The organism is Mesorhizobium sp. M0062, from assembly GCF_040323125.1.
Classification (GTDB): Bacteria; Pseudomonadota; Alphaproteobacteria; order Rhizobiales; family Rhizobiaceae; genus Mesorhizobium.
Window position 1 is genome coordinate 233012 of the sequence record NZ_JAMYUO010000007.1, and the last position, 16032, is coordinate 249043.

The window sequence follows — 16032 nt, forward strand, 5'->3', positions numbered from 1 at the left end:
CTTAATCAGACAGAGCCTTGGTCAATTGGTCGCGGATTTCATGCGCGGTGAGATCGAGCTGCAGCGGCGTCACCGACACCAGCCGGTTGCGCACGGCGTGGAGATCGGTGCCTTGCTTGCCCTCGACCGGCTCGCGGCCGAAGCGCAGCCAGTAGTAAGGCAGGCCGCGCCCGTCACGGCGCTCGTCGACCCACAGGCTGTGCACCAGCTTGCCTTGCGAGGTAACGACGGTGCCGGCAACCTCATCGGGCAGGCAGTTCGGAAAATTGACGTTGAGCAGCACACCGTCCGGCAGCGGCATGGCGACGAGCTTTTTCAGCAGCGCAGGCGCCAACGTCTCGGTGGTCTCGTAAGGCACCACACGATCCTCGCCGACATAGGAATAGCCCTGGCTGAGCGCGATCGATCTGATGCCGAGCAACGCGCCTTCCATGGCGCCGGCGACGGTGCCGGAATAGGTGACGTCGTCGGCGATGTTGGCGCCTGAATTGACCCCGGACAGGATCAGGTCCGGCGCGCCAGGCAGGATCTTCTTGACGCCCATAATGACGCAGTCGGTCGGTGTGCCGCGCACGGCGTAGTGTTTCTCGCCGATCTTGCGCAGCCGAAGCGGCTCCGAGATCGACAGCGAATGCGCATAGCCCGACTGGTCCTGCTCCGGCGCCACCACCCAGACATCGTCCGACAGCGTGCGGGCGATGCGTTCGAGCGACGCCAGGCCCTCGGCATGGATGCCGTCATCATTGGTCAGGAGAATGCGCATTATTTCGATTCGATCTTTGCCAGACCGCCCATATAAGGCCGCAGCACTTCAGGAATGGTTACGCTGCCATCCTCATTCTGGTAGTTTTCGATGACGGCAATCAGCGCACGGCCGACGGCGGTGCCCGAGCCGTTCAGCGTATGCACGAAGCGGTTGCCCTTGCCGTCCTTGTCCTTGTAGCGGGCATCCATGCGCCGGGCCTGGAAGTCGCCGCAGACCGAGCAGGACGAGATCTCGCGATAGGCGTTCTGTCCCGGCAACCAGACTTCGATGTCATATGTCTTGCGCGCGCCAAACCCCATGTCGCCGGTACACAGAACCATGGTGCGGAACGGCAGCTCCAGTCGCTTCAGCACCTCTTCCGCGCACTGCGTCATCCGCTCGTGCTCGGCGAGCGAAGACTCCTGGTCGGTGACCGAGACCAGCTCGACCTTGTAGAACTGGTGCTGGCGCAACATGCCGCGCGTGTCGCGGCCGGCGGAGCCCGCTTCCGAGCGGAAACACGGCGTCAGCGCCGTATAGCGCAGCGGCAGCTTTTCATGGGCCGTGATTTCTTCGCGCACCAGGTTGGTGAGCGGGACCTCGGCGGTTGGAATCAACCCGAGCCGGCCATCGCCATGCTGCACGAAGAACAGGTCGTCCTCGAATTTCGGCAGCTGGTTGGTCCCGAAAAGCACTTCGTCGCGCACCATCAGTGGCGGGATGACTTCTTCATAGCCATGCTCGGTCGTGTGCAGATCGAGCATGAACTGGCCGATGGCGCGCTCCATCCGCGCCAGCCCGCTCTTCAGCACGGTGAAGCGTGATCCCGACAGCTTTGCCGCCCGCTCGAAATCCATCATGCCGAGCGCTTCGCCGATCTCGAAATGCTCCTTCACCCAGTTCGGCCGAGTCGGCACCTCGCCGACGATATGCTTGACGACATTGTCGTGCTCGTCCTTGCCGACCGGCACGTCGTCGAGCGGCACATTCGGCAGCACCGCCAGCGCATCGTTCAGCGTCTTGTCGAGCTCGCGCTCGCGCGCCTCGCCATTCTGGATGAAGGTCTTGATATCGCCGACTTCGGCCTTGAGCTTTTCGGCAAGTGCCGTGTCGCCCGAACGCATGGCGTTGCCGATCTCCTTCGAGGCGGCGTTGCGGCGTTCCTGCTTGGTCTGCAGCTCGGTGACGTGCTCGCGCCGCGCTTCGTCCTTCTTGATCAGCTCATCGACCGTGGACTGCGCCTCGTCAGCCGACCACGAGCGCTTGGCCAGCGCCTCGACAAGGGCCTTCGGGTTGTCGCGAATCCATTTGATATCAAGCATGGTTGGTTCGTCCTCAGAATAAGGCTGAGGGGGTAAACCGCATCCTTCATCGATGCAAGATGGCGGCTGTCGCGTTTTTCCGCTAACGCGGATACCCGAACGCGACAGCCTATGAACGAGCCTGCTTTGAGGACGCGTCCGCCGCCTTTTCGGCCACGGCTTCGGCGGCTTCCTGCTTCTCGCGCGCCAGCTTCTGCTTGACCTGATCGCGCTCGATCAGCCGGGCCGCCCAGATCGACACCTCGTAGAGCAGGATGGTCGGGATGGCCAAACCGATCTGGCTCATCGGATCAGGCGGCGTCAGCACCGCCGCGACGACGAAGGCGATGACGATCGCCCATTTGCGCTTCTCGCCCAGCGCCTTCGACGACAGCATGCCGACGCGCGTCATCAGGCTGGTCACCACCGGCAGCTGGAACACCAGGCCGAAAGAGAAGATCAGCGTCATGATCAGGCTGAGATATTCCGACACTTTCGGCAGCAGCGAAATCTGCACCTGGTCGTCGGTGCCGGCCTGCTGCATGGCGAGGAAGAACCACATCACCATCGGCGTGAAGAAGAAATAGACCAGCGACGCTCCCATCAGGAACAGGATCGGCGATGCGATCAGGAACGGCAGGAAGGCGTTGCGTTCGTTCTTGTAGAGGCCTGGCGCGATGAATTTGTAGATCTGCGTGGCGATCAGCGGAAAGGCGATGACCATGCCGCCGAACATGGCGAGCTTGACTTGGGTGAAGAAGAATTCCTGCGGCGCCGTATAGATCAGCTCGACCTTGTGCGGATCGAGCCCGGCCCACTGCGTGGCCCATTTGAACGGAACGACCAAAAGATTGAACAGCTTCTTGGCAAAGAAGAAGCAGACGAGGAAGGCGACGAAGAAACCGCCGATCGACCAGATCAGCCGCCGGCGCAGTTCGATCAGATGCTCCATCAGCGGAGCCGACGACTTCTCGATCTCGTCCTTTTCGCTGTCCGTAATGCTCACTTGGCGGCCCCCGCCGTCTTCTTGGACGCGGGCTTCGTGGCCGGCGCAGGCTTCGGCTCAGCCTTTGTGACTGCCTTCGGTGCAGCAGCCGGCTTGGTGGCGGCTTTTCCGGGTGCAGCCTTGGCGGGCGCCGCTGACGGCTTGGCCGCAACCTTCGCCGCAGGCGCCGGCTTTGCCGGTGCTGCCTTGGCTGCCGCTGTTTTGGTTGCCGGGGCCTTTGATATCGCAGCCCCCTTGGCGCGCGCGTTTCGTGGCGCTGCTGTTGCTGCAGCCGGTGTCACCACCGCCTCGTCGGTCATCGCCGGAAGGATCGGCGCCGCCGGCGCTGTTTCCGGTCCGTTGACGCCGGGCATCACCGTCGCGCCGTTCTTGAGCGGCTCGGCCGCCTGTGGTGTTTCTGCCGCCGGCGTTGCGGGGTCGACGGCGGGCTTCGGCTTCATCACCGCATCGACGCCGGAGCGAACCTCTGCTGCCGCCTGTTCGAACGGATTGAGCTGCTTGCGGATCTCGGCCGCCGGATTGAGGCCGCGCAGCGTATCGACCGACTTCTTGACGTCGTCGAGCTCGGCTTCCTTCAACGCCTCGTTGAACTGCTTCTGGAAGTCAGAGGCCATGGCACGCAGCTTCGCCGTCGTGCGGCCGAAGGTGCGCAGCATATTGGGCAAATCCTTGGGTCCGACGACCACGATCATGACGATCGCGATCACCAGCATTTCGGTCCAGCCGACTTCAAACATGGCAATCAGTTCCGACTAGTGCTTGTCGCCCAAAAGTGCGAAGCGGTTTTGGGACAACGACTTGCACAAAAGCAACAACCTTCGGCTCAGCTCTTGCTGGCCTTTTCCTTCACTGCCGAAACGGTCTCGTCCGGGCGGTGCTCGACGGTGCGCTTGTCTTCGGCGGTATCGTCATCGGCCATGCCCTTCTTGAAGCTCTTGATGCCCTTGGCCATGTCGCCCATCAGCTCGGGTATCTTGCCGCGGCCGAACACCAGCAGCACGATCACCAGCACGATCATCCAATGCCAAATCGAAAATGAACCCATTGTAACTCTCTCTCGAATGTTTTCCCTGGCGATGATCTATGCGTTTTCGCGTTGGGATTCAAACACAACAGCGACAAAGTTTATGAAGGCGCGGCTTATGTCACGCATTTTCGGCAAAGCTGCCCGCTACCAATCGGCGCATCTACCGCAGCAATGCAGCTTTTTGACAGCGGCTTGCGGTCAATCTTCCGTGACGCGCGGCGTCAGCAGGCCGAGTTCCTCGAGATCGATGTCGGTCAACGCATCCTCGTCCTCGGTCAGCGCGTCCGGATCGGCCGGCGGCAACGGGATGGCGAAATTCGACGGCATGCGGCCGGAGAGCAGCCCTGCCCCCTTCAGTTCGTCCATCCCGGGAAGATCGCGGATCTCCTCCAGTGCGAAATGGTCGAGGAAAGTGTCTGTCGTGCCGTAGGTGACGGGACGGCCGGGCGTGCGGCGGCGGCCGCGCATGCGCACCCATTCCGTTTCGAGCAGCGTATCCAGCGTGCCCTTCGAGGTCTCGACGCCTCTGATGTCCTCGATCTCGGCGCGCGTCACCGGCTGGTGGTAGGCGATGATCGCCAGCACTTCGAGCGCGGCGCGCGACAGCTTGCGCTGCTGCACCGTGTCGCGGCTCATCAGGAAGGCGAGATCGCCGGCGGTACGGAACGCCCAGGCATCGCCGACCCGAACCAGATTGACGCCGCGCCGCGCATAGATCTGCTGCAGCTCAGCCATGGCAGCGGCAATGCTGATGCCATCGGGCAATCTGGCTGCGAGCTGCTTTTCGCTGACTGGCTCGGCGCTGGCGAACACGATCGCCTCGGCCATGCGTATGGCTTCGGCCATATGCAGCCGTTCGCCAGGATTCAGAAGCAGGGTATCAGTCGGGTCCTGGGCGATAATGCCCTCCTCGGTCTCTTCTTCGACCTTGAACGGAATGACCGAAGCGTTGGCGCGTTCGCTCATGATGCCACCTCGACTGCCTTGATTGGTTGCGCGCGGCCGCGCAGATAGAGCGGCGCGAACACCTGGTCCTGTCGCATCTCGATGCTGCCTTCGCGCACCAGTTCCAGCGACGCCGCGAACGAGCTGGCAATCGCGGTACGCCGTTCGTCCGGGCTGGTCAGGTAATTGATCAGATAGCTGTCCAGCGCCGTCCAGTCGCGCAGCGAGCCGATCAGCCGGGTCAGGATATCGCGCGCATCCTTGAGCGACCACACGCCACGCCGGGCAATTGTCACATTGGTGATCGCCTGTTTCTGGCGCTGCTGCGCATAGGCGGTGAGCAAATCGTAGAGCGAGGCCGAATAGGCGTTACGCTTCTCGACGATGACCATTTCAGGCATGCCGCGTGCAAACACGTCGCGGCCGAGCCGGTTGCGGTTGACCAGCCTTGCCGAGGCGTCGCGCATGGCCTCCAGACGCTTCAGCCGGAACTGCAGCACCGCGGCCAGTTCCTCGCCGCTTTCGCCTTCCTCGCCGGGCTGCTTGGGGATGAGGAGCTTCGACTTGAGGAAGGCCAGCCACGCCGCCATCACCAGGTAGTCGGCGGCAAGCTCAAGCCTTAGCGCCCTCGCCGTCTCGACGAAGGTCAGATACTGCTCGACCAGCGCCAAGATGGAAATCCGCGACAGATCGACCTTTTGGTTGCGGGCGAGATGCAGCAAGAGGTCGAGCGGACCTTCGAACCCGGCGACGTCGACGACAAGCGACGGGTCGCCGGTGACCCGTGAATCGTCGTTCTCGGCCCACAGACGGTCCATCGGTGCGGCCTTCGCAGCCTTGCTGTCCAATGTCTCCGCCACTTGTTCCTTTACCTCTGGTTAGAGCATGATGCCGAAAAGTGTGAAGCGGTTTTCGGACGACATCATGCTCTCTCTATCTAATTTAGAGACGGATTCAGATTTCAGGTCGAACAGACCTGAAATCATCCGTCTCTAGGCCACCGCATCGAAATAGGTGGCAAACTCGGCGCGTATCTCGGTTTCGTCGGCCCGGTCGCGATCCCTTATATAGGTCAGCGCCCGCTTGGCGCGCTCCAGCGATGTCCCTTCAAGTCCCGTGGTTCGCGATGCGATGCCCGCCATCTCCTCGAAAACGCCATTGCAGTGAAGGACCAGATCGCAGCCCGCCGCAAGGATCGAGGCCGCCTTTGTCGGGAAATCCCCAGAAAGTGCCTTCATCGAGGTGTCGTCGCTCATCAACAGCCCGTCGAAGCCGATCTCGCGGCGGATGATCTCGTCGATGACCTTACCTGACGTGGTCGCCGGGTTGTTCGGATCGATGGCGCTATAGACGACATGCGCCGTCATCGCCATCGGCAGATGGCTAAGCTCGCGGAAAGGGGCGAAATCATGCCGCTGCAGGTCGCTCAGCGAGGCATCGACCACAGGCAGTTCGAAATGCGTGTCGGCAAAGGCGCGCCCGTGACCCGGAATGTGCTTCATGACCGGCAGCACGCCGCCCGACATCAGCCCTTCCGCCGCCGCGCGGCCGAGTTCGATGACCGGGCGCGGCTCCTTGCCATAGGCGCGCGCGCCGATGACGTCGCTGGCGCCCTCGATCGGCACGTCCAGCACCGGCAGGCAATCGGCAGAGATACCGTAGCGTAACAGGTCGAAGGCATGCAGCCGCGCCATCAGCCAGGCAGCGCGGGTGCCGGCATCATGGTCCTTGCGCCACAATGCACCGAGCGCGCCGCCGGCGGGATAGTTCGGCGCCAGCGGGGGCCGCAGGCGCTGCACCCGGCCACCTTCCTGGTCGATGAACACCAGCGCATCGGGGCGCCCGATACAGTCGCGCATTTCGGCGACCAGATCGCGGATCTGCTCGGTTTCGCCGATGTTGCGCGCAAACAGGATGAAGCCCCACGGGCATTCATTGCGATAGAAACGGATTTCTTCGCGGGTCAGCGATTTCCCGGCACAGCCGAGGATCATGGATTTTGATTCGGTCATTCCACCAGTTTAGGGCTTCGCGCCGGCAAAGGGAATCTCCCCGGACGGCAAGCGCCTCAACCTCTCGCCCATCCACATGAAAAAGCCGGCGCGACCGTTGGGAACGCACCGGCTCTGATAATTGGATCCGGCCTTACCGAGACACGAAGCAGTTGCCGCCGGCAGCCTTGTAGCTGGTGCACAGATTGATCGCATCGTTGCGCGATTGCGCAGGCACCCGGACACGGTAGAAGGTGCCCTTGCCGGCGATCTCCGCCTTGACGATGTTGGCGGTGCGACCGGCGAGCACATTTCCATAGCGGCGCTGCAGGTCGGCGTAGTTGGCCTGGGCGCTTTCGACCGTCGGCTGCGAAGCGATCTGCATCGACCACGAACCGCCCGATGTCGAAGCCGTCGCCGGGATGGAGGCAACCTGGTCGGGCTTGACCTCGCCGACCACGTCGACCGGCTGGTCGGACGGGCGCTGCGGCGCTACGGCAACCGTCTGCGGCGTGTTGGCGGACTGGGTCTCAGCCTTCGGCGTGGCCGCCGGCTTCACCGGCTTGACCGGCTTGGCGGTCTCGGCACTTGCCTGGTCGCTATTTGCCTGATCGGCAGGCGCCACGGTGCCGGTCTGCTCGGCATCGGCCGAAGGGGCGACGTGCTGCGGCGCCGGGTCAAGCGGCTCAGTCGCCGCAACCTGTGGCGCGGCCGGCGTCGAGTCCTCGCGGGCCACCAACGAGCCGTCGGGCTTGACCACCATGGTCCGCACCTTGCGCGGGGCAACGGCGACCGTATCGGGGTTCTTGTCGGCTTCCTGCAGCACCTGAGCGATGCGGTCCTCGGACTTTGGCGCCGGCGCGACAGCCGCGTCGGGGTTGACGGCAGCTTCGGGGTTGCCGGCAGCGTCGGGGCCTGGGGCAGCGTCGGTATCGTCGGGCGACAGATCGACGACGCGGCTTTCAGGCTCCTGCGCCTTCACATCGACCGGCTCTTCGGTGTTGGTGACCAGCTTCTCCTGAACCGGCTCGGCCGGCTTGGTGCCCTTGGCGACCGCATCATAAACCTTGTTGTCCTGGTTCGGCACCACGGCGCCGCCCGGATTTTCGGGCTTGACCTTGATCGGCCTGTTGTCGGCTTTGACAATGACCGGCGCATCGCTGCCGCCCTTTCCGCCGAACGACAAGGCGAAGGCGCCAAGGCCGCCGGCAATCGCAACCGCAGCAACGACCCCCGCGACCAGCAGGCCGCTCCTGCGCGGCCGTGCGGCTTCCTGCTCGGCGAGGCCCGGCACCGCCATTGCCTCGTCCAGATCCGGATCGTAGTCGAGTTCGTCGACCGCGAAATCGTCGGCCTGCGAAACCGGCTGGCTGCCGGGCAGATCGTCCATGTCGAAGCCGCCGGCGGCATCGGCGTGGTGAGCTTGCGTGGCTGCAAGCACTTCGGCTGGCCGCGCCGCATAGGCGCGCTGGTCGAGCTCGTGGCCCGAACTGAAGCCGGAACTGTAGGAATCGTCATCATAGCCGGCACTGCGTGCGGCAGTGGGCGGCGCCACTTCCACCGCGTTCATCTCGTTGAGCATGCCGGCGAATTCGGCGTCGATGTCGTCATAGGCGGCCGGCTCGTCTTGCTCGAAGCTGAGTTCTGGAATGTCGAGGTCGTCGGCAATCGCCACCACACGCTCCGGCACATCGACCGTCTCGACATCCGGCATCTCGTCATAGGCCTGAGGCGGCGCCTGGCGCGATGGCGTCGGCGCCGCATAGGCAGCAGCTGCAACCGGCTGGTCGCGATAGCTTGGCGCTGCCGCCGGCGGCATGGACGGCTTTTCTGCAAAAGAAGGTTGCGGCTGCGCTGCAAAGGAAGGCTGGGCCGGGGTGGGAGTCACGCGGCTCCACGAACGCGCCGGCTCCGGCGGCGTCGAGCGCCAATCGCCAGCGACCGGTGCTGCCGTGTCATTACCGAGATCGATGCCCTTGGCGAGCGCCGCATCGAAGGCATGATCATCGAACTCGATCTCGGGCTCATGGCCCTCGAGTTCGCCGGCAAGCAGATCGTCGAAATCGGCATCGTCCGCCCGGACCTCCTGAGGAGCCGGCGCGTGTTCGTCCAGGTCCCAGTCGAGATTATCGACCGGAGCGACCGGCGTTGCGACGGACCGCTGCACCGGGGCAACCGGCTCATAAGTCCTGGCGGGCTCGATGGCGGCAGCCCTGGTGGGCTCGGTGACGACCGGAAACGGCGCGACTGGCGCCGGGCGTGGTGTGGTCATGGCGCCAAGCAGCGCGTTGAGTTCATCTTCCAACGTCCGTTCGTCAGCGACCGGAGCGGCCGGGGTCGCCATATTGGTAGGCGCCACATAGGCTGGTGCGACCGGAGTTGGCTGAACCGGAGTGGGTGCGATCTCGGCAACCGGCTCGTGATCGGCAAGCGCATCATCGATGCTCAGATCGAAATCGTCGAATGCTTCGTGCGCAGTCTCATGAGAGGGGCTGGCCTCCACAGTCCAGGCCGGCGTCTCGTTCACTTCCGGCGCATCCATCTCAACCGGCGCGCTGGCCTGCAGATCGCTGACATCCAGATCGCGCTCTTCCGGATCCTCGGCCTCAACAGGCTGAGCCTCGAAAGCCTGAGGCTCGAAATGCTCGGCCGCAAAATCCTGGGCTGCAAAATCCTGGGCTGCAAAATCCTGGGCCGCAAAGTCCATGTCGACATCGGCCATCGCGTCATCGAAATGACCCGCAAAATCCTCGTCGGCAACAGCGTGGTCGGCGGAGCCGACGGCGTCGAAGGTATGGATCGGCGCCTCGGCTACTGGCGCGGCATACTGGTCCTGCGCCGGCGCAGGACCGTCCAGCGTCAGCTCGTCTTCCAGCGACATCGAGACGGCATTGTCGAAATCATCGTCGAACGCGAGATCGTCGGCAGGCGCAGCAGCAACCTGCGCGACATCTGCGGCATGGGCGACGGTCGCATCGTCATCGAGCAGCAACCCCTGCTCGAGCGAAGCGGCAAGCTCGTCATCCATCGGCAGGTCGTCTTCGAGCGGCGATACGTTTTCCAGTGAACTGGCCACGGCATTGTCGAAATCGTCATCGAATGCAGCTTCGTCGAATGCGGGCTCGGCAAACCAAGGTTCGGCAACCGAGGGTTCAACGGGAGCAGCCGCAGCCTGCGGGGCAGCGCCGAAATCCAGATCGGCGGCATCGTCGAAGACGAAATCATATTCCAGCGAAGCAGCCAGCGCATCGTCCATCGCGGCATCGGTGGTTTCGAAAGCCGGCTCGCGAATCTCGGCAGCAGGTTCGTAGGGCTCAGCGGCAGGCTGGTGAACCTCGGGAGCTGGCTGGCTGGCCTCCATGGAACCGACTTCATCGCCGAATTCGCCCATCAACTCCTTCTCGAGGTCGATGTCGAAATCGCCCTCGTCCGCAGCCGTCTCGACGGCTGGCGCCTGCGGCTTGACCGGCTGGCGCGGATCGAAACCCATGATCCTGGTCAGTTCAGCGAACGGATCATCTTCGGCGATGTCGTTGTTGTCGGCTACTCTCAGCTGGGTTCTGTCTGCCATTATTGTTCCCGAACTCGCACTCATTCGGACGCCATGGACGTCGCGTAGGGTTGGCCCTTACCAGCGCAATGTGGGCAAATGGTGACAGGTGTTTTAGTTAAACCTAACGCATCTCAGTGGGCGCATCAGCCCCAATCAGCGTCAGGCCGGAGGTCAAAACATCCGAAACAGCCTGCACCAGCCCTAGTCTGGCATGAGTCAATTGTCGGTCGTTAACCTTAACAAAACGTAAGTCGGCATTCTCGGTGCCCCGATTCCAGTGTCCATGGAAGCTGGAAGCCAGATCGTAGAGGTAGAATGCCAGCCGGTGCGGCTCCAGCGCAAGGGCCGCAGATTCGACCAGCCGGGGATATTCAGCCAGCTTCCGGATCAGGCCGATCTCGCCCTCGTCGGTGAGCGACGCCGAGGCCGCGGCCAGGCTGTTGCGGTCGAAATTGGCCTCGCCCAGTTGCTCGCTCGCCTGCCGGAACACCGAATGACAGCGCGCCGAAGCGTACTGCACGTAGAACACGGGATTGTCCTTGGACTGTTCGGTGACCTTGGCGAAATCGAAGTCGAGCGGCGCGTCGCTCTTGCGGTAGAGCATCATGAAGCGGATCGCATCGCGGCCCACCTCCTCCACCGCTTCGCGCAAGGTCACGAAGTCGCCCGACCGCTTCGACATCCGAACCGGTTCGCCATCGCGAAACAGCTTCACCAGATTGCACAGCAGCACCGTGAGTTGCAGCTTCAGATCATCGCCTGCAATCGCCCGCGCCAGCGCTTCCAGCCGCTTGACGTAGCCGCCATGGTCGGCGCCCAGCACATAGATCAGGCCGACGAAACCGCGGTCGACCTTGTCCTTGAGATAGGCGACGTCGGCGGCGAAATAGGTGAACGAGCCGTCGGACTTGACCAGCGCCCGGTCCATGTCGTCGCCGACCGCCGTCGAGCGAAACAGCGTCTGCTCGCGGTCTTCCCAGTCGTCCGGCTTCTCGCCCTTGGGCGGCGGTAGCTTGCCCTTGTAGATATGGCCTTTCAGCGTCAGATCGTTGATCGCCGAGCGAATTTTTTTGGCATTGTCGGCATGCAGCGTGCGCTCGGAGAAGAAAACGTCGTGATGCACATTGAGCAACGCCAGATCCTCGCGGATCATCACCATCATGGCGTCGATCGTGCGGTCCTTGACGATTGCCAGCGACTCATCGTCGGGCATCTGCAAGAGCTTGCGGCCAAATTCGGCAGCCAGCGCCTGACCGACCGGCACAAGGTAATCGCCGGGATAGAGGCCGGCCGGTATCTCGCCAATGTCGTCGCCCAGCGCTTCGCGGTAGCGCAGGAAGGCCGAACGCCCGAGCACGTCGATCTGCGCGCCGGCGTCGTTGATGATGTATTCCTTGGTGACGTCATAGCCGGCGAAGGCCATCAGATTGGCGAGCGTGTCGCCGACAACCGCGCCCCGGCAATGGCCGACATGCATCGGCCCGGTCGGATTGGCCGAGACATATTCGACATTAGTCTTCTTGCCGCCACCAATGGTCGAGCGGCCGTAGTTTTGCCCCTCGCCGAGCACCGCGGTCAGATGTGCCTGCCAGAAAGCGTCCTTGAGCCGGAGATTGACGAAGCCGGGACCGGCGACGTCGGCTTCGGCAACATCGGCGTCGCTGCGCAGCACTTCCACCAGCCGCTCGGCCAGCGCCCGCGGGTTGTGCCCTGTCGGCTTGGCCAGTACCATCGCCGCATTGGTGGCGAGATCGCCATGGCTGGCGTCGCGCGGCGGCTCGACGGCGATGCGCGACAGGTCGGGCGAAACGCCATTACTGTCTTTCAAATCAAGCGCTTCGACGGCTTTTGTGATTCGCGCGCTGAAATCGGCGAAGATGTTCATGGGTCTTGCTCTGGCGGACTGTGCAGGGGAACCGGCTCATTGGCCGGCAAATCGCGCCCGCCCTAGCTTAAATCGGGCGTATGGTCAAACAGATGGCGGTGTTCCTTCAAGGCGTAGGTATCCGTCATCCCCGCCAGGAAATCGGCGACGCTGCGCGCCTTGATGCGGTCCTCCGCCCGGTCGAGCCCCTCCCGCCAGCCGTCCGGCATGGCGCGCGGATCGGCGAAATAGACATCGAACAGGTCGCGCACGATCTGCTCGGCCTCAATGCGAACGCGCATCACCTCGTCATGCCGGTAGAGATGCTTGTAAAGAAAGGTCTTCAAATCCTTCTCGGTCGCCGCCATGTCTGCGGAAAAGGTCACCATCGTCTCGCCCGCCGCCCGCACCGCTTCGGCGCTGTCAGGCTTGATGCGCTCCAGATTGGCGGTGGTTGAAACAATGACGTCCTCGACCATCATCGTGATCTGCCGGCGCATCAGCTCATGGCCGGTGCGCACATCGTCCAGGCCCGGATAGCGCGCGCGCACGCTTGCCAGGATCGATCCCGGCAGCGCCACCGTTTCCAGCATGTCCAAGGTCAGGAAGCCGGAGCGCAGGCCGTCGTCGATGTCATGGGTGTTGTAGGCGATATCGTCGGCGATCGCAGCACATTGCGCCTCGATGCCGGCGAAATGGTCGAGTTCGAGGTCGTGCAACTCGGAATAGTCGCGGATCGCCTGCGGCACCGGGCCTTTGAGCCCTTTTCCCTTGGCGTCGGTCAGCGGGCCATTGTGCTTCACCAGGCCTTCCAGCGTTTCCCAGGTCAGGTTCAGCCCGTCGAACTCGGCATAGCGCCGCTCCAGCCGCGTCACCACGCGCAGCGACTGCGCATTGTGGTCGAAGCCGCCCCATTGGGCCATCCGCTCGTTCAGCGCGTCCTCGCCGGTATGGCCGAACGGCGTGTGACCGAAATCGTGCACCAAGGCGACCGCCTCGGCCAGATCCTCGTCGCCGCGCAGCGCTCGCGCCAGAGCCCGCGCAATCTGCGCCACCTCGATCGAATGCGTCAGCCGGGTGCGGTAGTGATCTCCTTCATGGGCGACGAACACCTGCGTCTTGTGCTTCAGGCGGCGGAAGGCAGTCGAATGAATGATACGGTCACGGTCGCGCTGGAATGGCGTGCGAGTCGGGCTCTCGACCTCGTCATAGAGCCGCCCGCGCGACCTGGCTGGGTCGCTGGCATAGGCCGCGCGCGGCCGATAGCCGAACCCAATGTCGCCAAGCTCATTTGTCATGGCTGATGCCGCCGCAGTTGACTTGCCCCTTCCCGCTTCATACCTATCATGTGAAACTGAAAGCAAGGTGACGCCCATGGGCGCTGATGCCAAGACTGCCATGAAAGTCGAGATGACCGAGTCCGCCGCCAGGCGGATCGCGAAAATCGTCTCTGGCGAGGCCGGCAAGACGGCGCTGCGCGTCTCCGTAGAGGGCGGCGGCTGCTCCGGCTTTTCCTACAAGTTCGACCTGGTCAATACGCGCAACGACGACGACGTCGCCATCGAAAAGGACGGCGCCACCGTGCTGATCGACGATTTGTCGCTGGTCTATATGGGCGGCTCGGTGATCGACTTCGTCGACGATCTGATGGGCCAATCGTTCCAGATCCGCAACCCCAATGCAGTCGCCTCCTGCGGCTGCGGCACCAGTTTCTCCATCTAGGCAGATGTCCGGCGTCGGCGCGGTCCGTCAGGTCGCACTGTCGGCCGGGCGCGATCTCGACGTGACGCTGGCCTTCTGGCGCGATGTGCTCGGCCTCAACGTTCACGCCCGCTACGATCCGCCGGGCATCGCCTTCATCATGGCCGGTGATATCAGGTTGCTGTTCACCGATGGCGTTCCGGCCGGCACCGTCTATCTCGATATAGCCGGGCTCGAAGCCTTCCACGCCGAGGCGAAAGCGTCCGGCGTTCCCTTCACCGCACCGCCGGCGCTCGTCCACAACGACACCGAAGGCACGTTCGGAACGGCGGGGGAAAGCGAGTGGATGGCCTTTCTAAAGGACCCGGCAGGCAATACGATCGGGCTTGTCGAACGTCTTTCGCCCGAACATCCCTGAGGCCGCCCATGAAAATCGTTACCTGGAACATAAACGGCATTCGCGCCCGCATCGGCAACCTCACCCACTGGCTGAGCGAAAGCCAGCCCGACATCGTCTGCCTGCAGGAGATCAAGTCGGTCGACGAGCAGTTCCCGCGCGCCGAGATCGAGGCGCTTGGCTACAACGTGGAAACCCATGGCCAGAAGGGCTTTAACGGCGTCGCCCTACTGTCGAAACTTCCGTTCGACGAGGTTATCAGAGGCCTGCCCGGTGATGACGCCGACGAGCAGGCGCGCTTCATCGAGGGCGTGTTCTCGACCGACCAGGGCGCGCTGCGCGTCGCCTCGCTCTATCTGCCCAACGGCAATCCCATCGATGACGAGAAGAAATTTCCTTACAAGCTGGCCTGGATGGAGCGGCTGCATCGCTGGGCCGAGCAGCGGCTGCTTCTGGAGGAGGCGCTGGTGCTGGCCGGCGACTACAATGTCATCCCCGAGCCGGTCGATGCGCGCTTCCCCGAGAACTGGCTTGGCGATGCGCTGTTCCAGCCGCAGACCCGGCAGGCCTTCCGGCGACTGAAGAATCTCGGCTTTACCGAGGCGGTGCGCGCCGTCACCGATGCCGCCGACGTCTACACCTTCTGGGATTACCAGGCCGGCGCCTGGCAGAAGAACAACGGCATCCGCATCGACCATCTGCTGTTGTCACCCGAAGCGGCCAACCGCTTTTCCTCGGCCTCGATCGAAAAGCATGTGCGCGCCTGGGAAAAGCCTTCCGACCACGTGCCGGTGGCGATCGATCTGGCGCTGCTGCCGGCTTGATATCAGCCGAAACCCTGATGTCGCCACAATCGCGCCATTCAGTCAGAGATCAGCATGGCGGCTGGGGTTCCATGGCACTACGATTCCTCCTTTGTCCAATCGGCCTGGCATTTGCCATGGCCTCCCCTGCAGCGGCACTTGCCGACCAGCAGTGCCTGGCCAATGGCAAGTCCTACCAGGTCGGCCAGGTCACCTGCCTGACGGTTTCAGACAAGAGCCATATGGCCCGCTGCGACCTGGTGCTCAACAACACCTCATGGACCAAGATCGGCGACAGCTGCCCCGACAGCACGATGAAGCCGCATCTGCACGTCACGCCGATCTCGATGCCGGTACACAGAGCGGCGCCGGCGGAACTCACCGAGAACTGATGGATGTGAGCTAATCTCCCCCCTTGAGGGGGAGATGGCCGGCAAGCCAGAGGGGGGCGCGAAGAAACGCGACCTTTCGGTCAAACAAGCTCACCCTCTCAGTCCAACCCGGGCAAACTTTAGTCAACTGAAATGCCAGCGGGACAGCGCCCCCCTCTGGCCTGCCGGCCATCTCCCCCGCAAGGGCATAGGCGCTAAGATAGCTTTGGCATGGACTGAAACTTGCGCTTTCGTGGTGGTTCGCGCCAGCGATATCGCAAGGCATGGAGATTTTGGCGCAGGGCCGCCAAGGAAGGTTGAGTAAAGA

At 63.1% G+C, this 16032-nt stretch carries 15 protein-coding genes; 4 read left to right on the forward strand and 11 right to left on the reverse strand.

Annotated features, from left to right (window positions below; all coding sequences use genetic code 11):
• Nucleotide 1 precedes the first annotated feature (1 nt).
• From surE to NKJ64_RS11900, 11 genes are all read right to left on the reverse strand, one after another.
• Nucleotides 2-763 (reverse strand): 5'/3'-nucleotidase SurE, encoded by a 762-nt coding sequence (gene surE / locus NKJ64_RS11850; RefSeq protein ID WP_023753364.1) that lies wholly within the window; start codon nt 761-763, stop codon nt 2-4.
• Nucleotides 763-2067, reverse strand: a complete 1305-nt coding sequence (serS, locus tag NKJ64_RS11855) for a serine--tRNA ligase (protein WP_352462608.1) — start codon at nt 2065-2067, stop codon at nt 763-765. The genes surE and serS overlap by 1 nt, the downstream gene beginning before the upstream one ends.
• A 109-nt stretch (nt 2068-2176) precedes the next feature.
• Nucleotides 2177-3052, reverse strand: a complete 876-nt coding sequence (gene tatC, locus NKJ64_RS11860; protein WP_352462610.1) for a twin-arginine translocase subunit TatC — start codon at nt 3050-3052, stop codon at nt 2177-2179.
• A complete protein-coding gene (gene tatB / locus NKJ64_RS11865; protein WP_023688218.1) occupies nt 3049-3789 on the reverse strand; it encodes a Sec-independent protein translocase protein TatB in 741 nt (246 codons plus the stop codon). Before tatB ends, tatC begins: the two co-directional genes overlap by 4 nt.
• 86 nt (nt 3790-3875) lie before the next feature.
• Complete coding sequence (locus NKJ64_RS11870) at nt 3876-4097, reverse strand: twin-arginine translocase TatA/TatE family subunit (RefSeq protein WP_023681650.1); 222 nt, start codon at nt 4095-4097, stop codon at nt 3876-3878.
• 180 nt (nt 4098-4277) lie between these two features.
• Nucleotides 4278-5045 (reverse strand): SMC-Scp complex subunit ScpB, encoded by a 768-nt coding sequence (gene scpB / locus NKJ64_RS11875; RefSeq protein WP_023667689.1) that lies wholly within the window; start codon nt 5043-5045, stop codon nt 4278-4280.
• Nucleotides 5042-5842, reverse strand: coding sequence for a segregation and condensation protein A (locus tag NKJ64_RS11880; protein WP_023667690.1), 801 nt, complete (start codon nt 5840-5842; stop codon nt 5042-5044). The genes scpB and NKJ64_RS11880 overlap by 4 nt, the downstream gene beginning before the upstream one ends.
• A 174-nt stretch (nt 5843-6016) precedes the next feature.
• Nucleotides 6017-7036: a beta-N-acetylhexosaminidase gene (nagZ, locus tag NKJ64_RS11885; protein ID WP_023681654.1), complete on the reverse strand. Its 1020-nt coding sequence runs from the start codon at nt 7034-7036 to the stop codon at nt 6017-6019.
• A gap of 133 nt (nt 7037-7169) precedes the next feature.
• Nucleotides 7170-10586 carry an SPOR domain-containing protein gene (locus NKJ64_RS11890; protein WP_023823017.1) on the reverse strand — a complete coding sequence of 1139 codons (3417 nt, stop codon included), beginning with the start codon at nt 10584-10586 and terminating at the stop codon, nt 7170-7172.
• Nucleotides 10587-10689: 103 nt separating this feature from the next.
• Entirely contained in the window at nt 10690-12453 is a 1764-nt protein-coding gene (argS, locus tag NKJ64_RS11895; protein ID WP_023681655.1) for an arginine--tRNA ligase, read from the reverse strand.
• A gap of 62 nt (nt 12454-12515) precedes the next feature.
• Nucleotides 12516-13730, reverse strand: a complete 1215-nt coding sequence (locus NKJ64_RS11900) for a deoxyguanosinetriphosphate triphosphohydrolase (RefSeq protein ID WP_352462612.1) — start codon at nt 13728-13730, stop codon at nt 12516-12518.
• Between the two features lie 76 nt (nt 13731-13806).
• On the opposite strand from NKJ64_RS11900, the gene erpA reads away from it, so the two are divergent.
• From erpA to NKJ64_RS11920, 4 genes are all read left to right on the forward strand, one after another.
• Entirely contained in the window at nt 13807-14154 is a 348-nt protein-coding gene (erpA, locus tag NKJ64_RS11905; RefSeq protein ID WP_031199080.1) for an iron-sulfur cluster insertion protein ErpA, read from the forward strand.
• Between the two features lie 4 nt (nt 14155-14158).
• Nucleotides 14159-14551: a VOC family protein gene (locus NKJ64_RS11910; RefSeq protein WP_023691101.1), complete on the forward strand. Its 393-nt coding sequence runs from the start codon at nt 14159-14161 to the stop codon at nt 14549-14551.
• A gap of 8 nt (nt 14552-14559) precedes the next feature.
• A complete protein-coding gene (gene xth, locus NKJ64_RS11915; protein WP_023667698.1) occupies nt 14560-15354 on the forward strand; it encodes an exodeoxyribonuclease III in 795 nt (264 codons plus the stop codon).
• A 116-nt stretch (nt 15355-15470) separates the two neighbouring features.
• Nucleotides 15471-15725, forward strand: coding sequence for a hypothetical protein (locus tag NKJ64_RS11920; RefSeq protein WP_245260192.1), 255 nt, complete (start codon nt 15471-15473; stop codon nt 15723-15725).
• Nucleotides 15726-16032 lie beyond the last annotated feature (307 nt).